10 protein-coding genes are annotated in these 8,728 nt (G+C 36.8%); 5 read left to right on the top strand and 5 right to left on the bottom strand.

Annotated features, from left to right (window positions below; genetic code table 11):
- The first annotated feature begins 529 nt into the window (after positions 1-529).
- The 3 genes from IE867_RS13665 to IE867_RS13655 all read left to right on the top strand — a co-directional run bounded on the left by IE867_RS13665 (position 530) and on the right by IE867_RS13655 (position 3,411).
- Positions 530-1,567 (top strand): RepB family plasmid replication initiator protein, encoded by a 1,038-nt coding sequence (locus tag IE867_RS13665; RefSeq protein WP_192485271.1) that lies wholly within the window; start codon positions 530-532, stop codon positions 1,565-1,567.
- 237 nt (positions 1,568-1,804) lie between these two features.
- Entirely contained in the window at positions 1,805-2,479 is a 675-nt protein-coding gene (locus tag IE867_RS13660; RefSeq protein ID WP_203250020.1) for a hypothetical protein, read from the top strand.
- A gap of 2 nt (positions 2,480-2,481) precedes the next feature.
- The gene (locus tag IE867_RS13655; RefSeq protein WP_192485269.1) at positions 2,482-3,411 is read left to right on the top strand and encodes a DNA-methyltransferase; all 930 of its coding nucleotides are present in this window, start codon (positions 2,482-2,484) and stop codon (positions 3,409-3,411) included.
- A gap of 547 nt (positions 3,412-3,958) precedes the next feature.
- Here IE867_RS13655 and IE867_RS13650 read toward each other — a convergent pair.
- The 5 genes from IE867_RS13650 to IE867_RS13630 form a co-directional block, all read right to left on the bottom strand.
- Entirely contained in the window at positions 3,959-4,483 is a 525-nt protein-coding gene (locus tag IE867_RS13650; RefSeq protein WP_192485268.1) for a single-stranded DNA-binding protein, read from the bottom strand.
- A gap of 474 nt (positions 4,484-4,957) precedes the next feature.
- Complete coding sequence (locus IE867_RS14925) at positions 4,958-5,839, bottom strand: phage integrase N-terminal domain-containing protein (RefSeq protein ID WP_192485267.1); 882 nt, start codon at positions 5,837-5,839, stop codon at positions 4,958-4,960.
- The gene (locus IE867_RS13640) at positions 5,832-6,146 is read right to left on the bottom strand and encodes a hypothetical protein (protein WP_192485266.1); all 315 of its coding nucleotides are present in this window, start codon (positions 6,144-6,146) and stop codon (positions 5,832-5,834) included. Before IE867_RS13640 ends, IE867_RS14925 begins: the two co-directional genes overlap by 8 nt.
- 11 nt (positions 6,147-6,157) lie before the next feature.
- Positions 6,158-6,436, bottom strand: coding sequence for a type II toxin-antitoxin system RelE/ParE family toxin (locus IE867_RS13635; protein ID WP_192485265.1), 279 nt, complete (start codon positions 6,434-6,436; stop codon positions 6,158-6,160).
- Positions 6,423-6,668, bottom strand: a complete 246-nt coding sequence (locus tag IE867_RS13630) for a type II toxin-antitoxin system RelB/DinJ family antitoxin (RefSeq protein ID WP_192485264.1) — start codon at positions 6,666-6,668, stop codon at positions 6,423-6,425. The genes IE867_RS13635 and IE867_RS13630 overlap by 14 nt, the downstream gene beginning before the upstream one ends.
- Positions 6,669-7,742: 1,074 nt before the next feature.
- Between IE867_RS13630 and IE867_RS13625 the strand changes: the two genes are divergently transcribed.
- Together IE867_RS13625 and IE867_RS13620 are read left to right on the top strand one after the other, a co-directional pair.
- Positions 7,743-7,988, top strand: coding sequence for a hypothetical protein (locus IE867_RS13625; protein ID WP_192485263.1), 246 nt, complete (start codon positions 7,743-7,745; stop codon positions 7,986-7,988).
- On the top strand, positions 7,975-8,247 hold the full coding sequence (locus IE867_RS13620; RefSeq protein WP_192485168.1) for a type II toxin-antitoxin system YafQ family toxin: 273 nt from the start codon (positions 7,975-7,977) through the stop codon (positions 8,245-8,247). The genes IE867_RS13625 and IE867_RS13620 overlap by 14 nt, the downstream gene beginning before the upstream one ends.
- The last annotated feature ends 481 nt before the right edge of the window (positions 8,248-8,728 follow it).

The following is an 8,728-nucleotide window of genomic DNA, read 5'->3' as shown; positions in this document are numbered from 1 at the left end:
TTCAGATTGAGGTGCTTGGTTTGCTAAAGCCTTAAGTTTTGATTTTTAAATTTCAGATATGGGCGAAGCGAATTCAAATTTATCTCAGCAAACGGTAGTGCAGCTGATCAAAAAATGTGAGCGGAGCGAACACCAAGGTGGGTACGAAAAATTTGTAAAATTTGAGTAACCTTTTTTGAAATTTTAGCGTTTTTCATTTTTGCATTTTCTTTGCGCGCGGCATTATCTTGTTTTTAATCTTGTTTTTTGTAATTTTAATTACCTTGTTTCGTGTTATTTTTTAACCATGCCTGTATCCATTGTAAATAAAGGGCTGTAGCGTTTTTTCTGATTTTTTTATCCAACGGATTTGGGTATGTTATCTAACGGATTTGGGGTTTACTCCAACGGATTTGGGGTTGCCTATTTCAGTATTTTCCTACAAGTTTGGGGTTGTTATCTAACAGATTTGGGGTATATTATCTTACTTATAAATATCAAGTTAGATAAATTGATATTAAAAACATTATGGTAGTAAAAGGGAGTTGCGATGTCTGACCTAATAGTTACTAAGTCGAATGATTTAATTGAAAGTTATATTTTTAATGCAACAGAACTAGAATTACAGATATTGAATTATGCAGTAGCTACATTGAATCCTAGATGGGAAAACAAAAATGTGATTTTTAGAATAACTATCAGTGACCTAGTTAAAACCTTTAATTTAAACTCTAACAATGCATATAAAGTGTATAGGGATGCCTTGATTAGATTGATGGACAAAAAGTATACTTTCAAACCTACCAACGGGATTGAAAGAACTGAAAACTTAATTATCAGGGTAGATAAACCAGTAACTCACGACTGGCTTGAATTTAAATTTAATGAACATATCAGCCAACATTTAAGTAATCTTAAGGAGTTATTTACTTCCTATGACATAAAACATATTGCTAACTTTAAAAGTCGTTACAGTTTTGTGTTATATGAAGCATTTAAAATGAATTTAGAGAAGAATAAAGCTTTGAATCAAGGTTACTGGACAGAGGAAATAAGTATTAAAAAACTAAGGGAAAATCTTGATTTAACAAAGAAATACCCTGATTTTTGTTCTTTACGAGTAAGGGTTTTAGATAAAGCTAAAGATGAAATTAATGCCCATAGCGATATTCTTATAGACTTTGATATAAAGAAGACTGGAAGAACCCCAACAAGTATTGTCTTTAAGGTTAAACGCAAAGTTGAAAAAGCTTCTGACAAGACAAAAAGTAAAAAGCTTTCAAAGATGGAACAGTCACTATCTCAAAAAGAGATTAATCAACGGAAGAAACTACTAGCTAGTATGGATAAAGACGAATTAATTAAATTCCTAGAAGAACGTCAACAATCAAAAGAACAGTCATCTCCAGAAAAAGTAACTAATAAAGTTAAGATCGAAAAGAAGGCAGACAAACCTGAAACCGAAGATATAGTGCAAGAAAAAGAAAAAGAAGAAGCAAATGAAATTCAATTAGACCAACAAGAATTTAATCAAGAAGAAACTTCTAAGAAGGAAAAAATAGGGTTCTTTAAAAGACTATTTAGCTAATCAGCAACGGGCTATGGGTGAGTAGACCGCCTAAAATTGTGTGGTTTTCTTTGGCTTTATGATGCTTTTAGGTCATTATTGCTGCTTGAGCTGTTGTTATACGCAACCGAAAGCTCGAAATACAACTTAAAAATCAGGAATAGTATGTCATACGAAAGTCACGATCTAAAAAAACCCGTTGAATCTGACGATTATCAAGAGTGTTCAAATTTTGTTGTGTCATCTATTGAGTCAATCATGAAAGAGGCAATGGATACGGGAAAAAACAGAATTGAAATAAATACAAATCTAAAACTTGGCATTCCAATGGAGAATGTCAATAAAATCGCAGGGCCATTTGTAGAGGCATGGGCATTCGAAATATTCACAGAGTCCTTAGAGGATGGAGAGAATAAGTACAATCTGATAAATATCGAGGCCGGTGAGCGCCTAAACATGGCTGATGTAATTCTTCAATTCAAAAAGACCAGAAAGCGAAGTAGTGCCGTGACTGGTCACATAGATGTCAAAGCTACTTCTAAAGATATAGAAGGGAGCGGGAAGTCGCCTAACATCACTTCCTACGCGAGGATACGATCTGCGTATATAAAAGACCCCGACTTCATTTTTGTCATTCTCTCAATTAAACATAGAGTGTTTAGCGCTCGCGATGAAGAAACTAAAATGATGATGGGAGTTATGGAGGTTGTGGATTTTAATGCCTACGATCTCAAATATTTGTCTGATAGCGATATTAGCTATAATCCGGCTCTCGGTACAGGTCAAATTCAGGTTAGGGATATTCATTACGTCACAATCGTAAAAAGAACGACGTGGGAATTCTGCCAACTCCTAGATAAGAAATTTATCGCTTCAAAAAAAGGCTACGGGCAATGGCTCGAATACGCGCAGCAAAATAATTGGATTAAGTAATAATGAGTGGTATTGAAATAAAATGCGGTGACGCGATAAGTTTGCTTAAAGATCTTCCTGACAATTCAATAAATTTAATAGTTGCTGACCCACCTTATAATCTAGGTAAAGACTACGGAAATAACCATGATCTTAAAGGTTTCGATGATTATCTTGAATTTACAAGGCAGTGGACGTCTGAAGCTAAAAGAGTTTTGAAAGATGATGGCTCAATGTATGTGTTTATGGGTGTTAGATTTATTTCATATCTCTATGACATTTTAGATAGAGAGCAAGAGCTATTTTTCAATAATTGGCTTGTTTGGCATTACACTCAGGGTTTAGGAAAAACTAAAGGTTTTTCTCCGCGACATGACGATGTTCTTGTGTTTAATAAAACCAAAAATTTCAAGTTTAATCTTGATGATGTAAGAGTTCCCCAAAAATATTATAGGGCTAGAAACAATATGAGAGGCGCCAATCCTGGAGATGTTTGGAAGTTTTCCCATGTACACTACAGCAATCCAAACAGACAGAATCACCCAACTCAGAAGCCTGAAGGCCTTATCGAAAGAATGATTTTGGCTTCCAGTGATAAAGGAGATGTTGTCCTTGACCCATTTTCAGGTAGTGGTACCACCTTGCGCGTTTGTCAGCAATTAGAAAGAAAAGGGGTTGGCTTTGAATTAAACCCTGAATACGTTGAAATGACAAAAGCTAGATTGGCAGAGCCTTTTAATGGGTTTGATAGCGTAGACCCAAGAATGGAGCGTGTACCAAATGATTTAAGAAACCCAGAAATTCGCGATGAATATCTAGCTAATCACATCAATTGGTTCTTAAAAAACCATGAAAATGCGATTGATTTATTTACTAAAGCTGTCAAAGAAAAGTATGGGGTGGTTCTAGAGGCTAAAGGTGAGTCAAAAAGCAAGCAGGGCGAACTTTTCTAATGGTATATAGTGTTAAGGTAGCTGCGTTTACGAACCACCCTGACAGTTTTAGAGTGAAATACCCATAAATGACTGGCTGGCATTGACGACACTTAACGAGGATTAACTTTCATTACGGTCTGGTTAATTGCTCGCGCCCATTGTCTACGGGCTATGTGGAAGAAGTGACAAAAATGCAAGATCAGAATGTATACAGAGATTTTAGTTAGGTTTAGCTTACTATTTTTGGCTTTATTAGACTTTGGAAAAGTGAACAACAATAGTTGACAAAAAAATCATGGTGATTTGATGAAAATAGACACATGAAAAGTTGGTTAATATTAACGGTCGTTAAAATGAACTCATGAAAATAGCCAAAGTTACTTTTAAGTCATCATGCAAAAATGTCACTTCTTCCACATAGCCCGGTCTAGGTTAAGAACCACGTTAGTCGGCAATGCTTCAATGCTAGAGTCACCTCACACATTCTTGCCATAGCTACGATGTCGAATCTGAAATTGCATCGGTGGAATTTTAACCCACTAGAATCTGAGCAGCTTCAACGCGCTCAGAAAGGAATATCGTCATCATCAAAGTCATTAAGCTGACTTAAATCTGGCTGCGCTTGAGGTTTTGCCTGCTGCGATGCCTGATTGTACGCACCAGCTGCAGGCTGCTGTGGTTGTGCTGATGGTTGGTTAAATTGTGGCTGCGAATAGCCTTGCTGAGGATTGCCATTATTTTGCCCCTCATTGCGCCCACCCATTAGCTGCATTTCATTGGCAACAATCTCTGTTGTATAACGCTCTTGACCATTTTGATCTTGCCATTTATTGGTGCGAATACGCCCTTCAATATAAAGCAATGAGCCTTTTTGCGTATATTGCGCAATAGTTTCCGCTTGCTTGCCAAATACTACCACACGGTGCCATTCTGTATTTTCAACAAACTGCCCTGTTTGACGATCTTTATAACCATCATTGGTCGCTAGTCGCAAATTCGCTACTGACATACCGCTTGGCATATAGCGCACCTCAGGATCCGCACCCAATCGTCCAAGTAAAATCACCTTGTTTACTGTACCTTTAGCCATAAATTACCTTTTTATTCTAATTTTTCAGTCTAAAATTCACCGATCTATAGTATCACAATGATCGCAGGGTTAACACGCCTAGCGCATAAGATTATCCTGAATATTGGGTTACGTTAAGAGCTCTTTGCTGAGGGACCACAGTAATTAGGTTGTAGAATAAGCAAAAACTAAAAATAAACATCCGTTCATGCTAGAGTCGGTAGTTATTTGATGAAAGTATACAGGTCAAAATTATATTTTCTGAAAACTCCCTGATCTACCCCTTCAATACGGGAACGCTTTAAAATGTTCGTATAACTTAGTGGTATGACTAAGCATATCGTTAAAATATCTATTCATATAGTTTTTAACAAGATCTAAAACCGAGCTAATTGAGTCTCTTAACAGTCATTTGACTGTGTTTTTTACCGAAGTGGTAAATTTGGCCTGAATTTTTATGGAAACCCTAATTTGTAGAGATTTTAAAAAGAAAATTCATCTCCCTAAGTAATTAACTGTAATCTCTTCCCTTCCATGTCCTAATTCATTACTAACAGTCATCCTAGCGTCAAAGTCTTTTTGCTTTTCTTCCTCTGTTAGCTCAGTTGAAATTTTGCCTCCTGCCTTAGGACAATTTAATCCAGTAAGCTCTTTATACCTTTCCTGAGCATAAGCATGCCTATAACCATGATTGTGATAGATTCCTGAACGTTGACAGGTTTTATCTAATAGATTTCGTGCCTGAATATAGGTTTTGTCTTTTTCAATCATAGAGCCAATGCCTGCAATCTTTTTGCATTGTTCTAAAAGTTCACGTTGTTCTTGTGTTCTTACAGGGATTTCTCTTGCTCTGCCACCTTTACACCAAGAGGCTTGCAATTCTATCTTATTGCCTTTATCTGCTTGATTTGGTTTAAATTTAAGACTCTCTTCACGTCTTAACCCAAATGATCGCTGTAGCTTCAAGCATAGAACTTGCCTTTCGCTAAGCTTTTCCATTTTGTCTACTTCAAGTTCTTTGGCCAGGTTCTTGGTATTGTCTGAATAGGTTCTTTGTCCAATATCTAAAGCCGTATTATCTTTAGGTATTGCTTCAGGTCTTCCAAATTTTTCAGCCAACCAACGCATATGAGATATACGGTTTTTTACCGTTGCAATCGCGATGCCTTGACCCTGCCAATACTTAGCTAACGCTTTAGCATGTCTCCCACCATAGTTCTGTTGTGTTACTCGCCCAAAGCCACACTTAACTAAGTCTTTAGATGCGTTGAGTAATATTCTTTTGCGTTCATCTTGTGTTGCAAAAGATCCATCTTTGTTATGCTTGAGCGCAGATAATATCTGTCCTCTGAATTGGTTATTGTTATGCCTAGGCACTTTTTTGATCCTGCCTTATAGCATATAACGTTTCTTTTTGTTTTTCTCTTAGCTGATCTTTTTTATCGTCCATGTATTCCATTACATTGAAAACAATACAAAAAACAAGCGGACAATAGAGTGCTATAACCGCAAAAAAGCCCGCTGCCTCATAGCTTTTCCCATAACTATTAAGCCATATATGAGATAGCGACAAAAGACCAAATAACCCCAAGATAACAAGTACTGTTAACATCATTAATGCTATCAACGTGATGTACTGTTTTAACGCCTTCACAATATAGTTTTTCAGTCGAACATTCTCCATTTTCCTATCTCCTAAATACCTAGCGTATGTGCATGTGTTCCAATATCAACTAATACCAATTCATTGTGTTCATTTCTAATGAAATACAGTAATAAATCATCAAAACCTAAGTGTAATTCTCGTATACCTACCAATTTGCCTTTTAGCTCATGATCTCTATATTTTACAGGCAGTTGCTCTTGTTGAATTAGTATCTGAACTACTATCTTAAGCTCTTCTATAATTCTCTTTTTATGTTTGACTTTTTTATAGCTCTTTTCAAATCTTTTGGTTTTCTTAATTTCGAGCATTTTGAATGTCTCGTTCAAGTTCATTAAAAAACTCTTCTGATGTCATTTTTACAACATCACCATTGATATAGTCTAGTAGACCTTGCTCTACACCTGATAACTTGTTTTTAACTGTTTTTGCTAATAACAACCTGACTAATGCGGAGAATGATAACCCCATATCTTTAGCTAATGCGGTTGCTTGATTTTTCAAATCATCATCTAGCGTAATGTTAATCCTAGTACTACTCATAAATAAACCTCTTTAATACATCAAAGTGATACCACTATTATGCATCATAGTTTGTTTTTTTGCCATTTATGTTTGATGGTAAGTGTTTCAGCTCAAGCCTTACCTTTCGACAAGGGTTTCAAATGGCTGAAATGGCAACGTTAACTCTGCGTAGCAGATATTAACGGATCAACGTTTTAGGTCGTTCACCTCGTAGCTTTATCGTTAGCCGTCAACGCGCTATTTTTTCAGCTTAGTTTGATTGGTTATAGCGTTGTTATTCCTAAATTTGCATTCTGCAATAACACACCAATCAAATACCAGATGCTTAGCTTGCCCATTCGGTCGGGCTAAACATTCAGGGATAGACTCAAGTCTTACGCTTGAGTATTGGAATCATCTTAACCTAATAAGCTTTACCTTTTGAGTAAGCGTTAGGGATAAGATGGCAGCTTCTTGGTTGAATCTCTTTGCTGACTATGCAAACAAGTGCACAAGATTAAGCGTTGCCAATACGAGCAACTAATCAACCATACGTTGCTACGGACACCTTACTATTTTAGAAACCAACTTGTTGTGGTAGCTAAGTAGTGTGGCATGACTCACCGGTGTACATGCGCTTAGGAAGACACTTTTTAACGTGTTTCTGGCATTGCAGCCTTCATCAGTTCCATTGGGATTAATGATAGCATCAAAAAATATAAAAAACATGGTTTCACTTTAATTTTTAGAAATTAATTAACTTAATTCTGCGATGTTGCTCATTGCAACATTCTCGAAAAGTTAATTAATATATATGATTTACCGACCAACTTCGCGTTGCTCGTGGGCGTAAACCGCGCGGTAAATCATTGCAGGCTATCCGCCTGTCACTGCGGACATATATGTCCGGCAGAGACAGGCTGAATCATCAAAAGTAAATCCAAAAACAGCCGCCCTGTCGCCGCTAACTGCGGCTAAGGTGGTAAACTCCAAAGCTCGCTTTTTAGCTGCAAATGGTAAGTCAACAGACTTACACAAGTGCGCATTTGCAAATCAAGCGACTTTGAGTAATAATTACTAACAATTAGTATTAATGAGTAATTAAGGTGCCCTATGCAACGAATTCAAGTTATGCTAGATGATAATTTAGCGGTTAAATTAAAGCAGAAAGCCCATGAAGCAGGGCTTTCCATTAGTTCATACACTAGGATTTTGCTTAACGATAAGCTCAGCAAGAAAAAGTTATCTGTTATGGATCAGGCAATGCTCGATCTAAATAATTCTGACGATGACCAGGTTGTTAGCTTGAAAGAACTCAAAGATGAACTTGCTGCATGGATTAAAAATGCGGATCGTTAGACAGAAAAAGTCATACAAAAAGACGCTCAAAAAATATCAAAATAACGCTAAAGTCTTAAAAGTTCTCAGCGATGTCATTGATCTTTTGGCAAATGATTTGCCTATCCCAGAAAAATACCGAGATCATGAACTCAGCGGAAACTACAAAGGCATACGTGAACTGCATCTTTTCCCAGACGATCTTCTGATGTATTTTAAGATTGAAGAAGATGAGCTTGTTTTAGTGGCTATTGGGACACATTCTGAACTTTTCGGTTAAGAATTAAAGAAATCGCCATAAATGTGTCTATTTCCGATTTTCATTATTACGGATAAGGAAATGTACCCAAATTCAAAAAAAACCTCATAGCGGGCTTTAAAAGTGGCTTTAAGCGCTATCTTTATTTCGGTTCGACAGTTGATTTTGCAAAACAGCGGTAAAGCGAAGGCTTTATAGCGAGCTAGCGAGCGTGGATTCCTGAGGCAGTTAAAAGCGATTGATTTGTTTAGCTAAGCAGGCAATGACTTATGATCGTAACAAATGGAAAAGCCTGCCTCCTTAACAGGATAATTTTTGTGACCTTTGATTTTCAGATTGAGGTGCTTGGTTTGCTAAAGCCTTAAGTTTTGATTTTTAAATTTCAGATATGGGCGAAGCGAATTCAAATTTATCTCAGCAAACGGTAGTGCAGCTGATCAAAAAATGTGAGCGGAGCGAACACCAAGGTGGGTACGAAAAATTTGTAAAATTTGAGTAACCT

This window comes from Cysteiniphilum marinum, assembly GCF_014857925.1.
GTDB classification, from domain to species: Bacteria; Pseudomonadota; Gammaproteobacteria; order Francisellales; family Francisellaceae; genus Caedibacter; species Caedibacter marinus.
This window is presented reverse-complemented; position numbering and strand designations above follow the sequence as displayed.

Coding starts and splice junctions, on each gene's coding strand:
- IE867_RS13665 (WP_192485271.1), top strand. CDS start 530: ATGTCTGACCTAATAGTTACTAAGTCGAATGATTTAATTGAAAGTTAT.
- IE867_RS13660 (WP_203250020.1), top strand. CDS start 1,805: ATGAAAGAGGCAATGGATACGGGAAAAAACAGAATTGAAATAAATACA.
- IE867_RS13655 (WP_192485269.1), top strand. CDS start 2,482: ATGAGTGGTATTGAAATAAAATGCGGTGACGCGATAAGTTTGCTTAAA.
- IE867_RS13650 (WP_192485268.1), bottom strand. CDS start 4,483: ATGGCTAAAGGTACAGTAAACAAGGTGATTTTACTTGGACGATTGGGT.
- IE867_RS13640 (WP_192485266.1), bottom strand. CDS start 6,146: ATGGAGAATGTTCGACTGAAAAACTATATTGTGAAGGCGTTAAAACAG.
- IE867_RS13635 (WP_192485265.1), bottom strand. CDS start 6,436: ATGCTCGAAATTAAGAAAACCAAAAGATTTGAAAAGAGCTATAAAAAA.
- IE867_RS13630 (WP_192485264.1), bottom strand. CDS start 6,668: ATGAGTAGTACTAGGATTAACATTACGCTAGATGATGATTTGAAAAAT.
- IE867_RS13625 (WP_192485263.1), top strand. CDS start 7,743: ATGCAACGAATTCAAGTTATGCTAGATGATAATTTAGCGGTTAAATTA.
- IE867_RS13620 (WP_192485168.1), top strand. CDS start 7,975: ATGCGGATCGTTAGACAGAAAAAGTCATACAAAAAGACGCTCAAAAAA.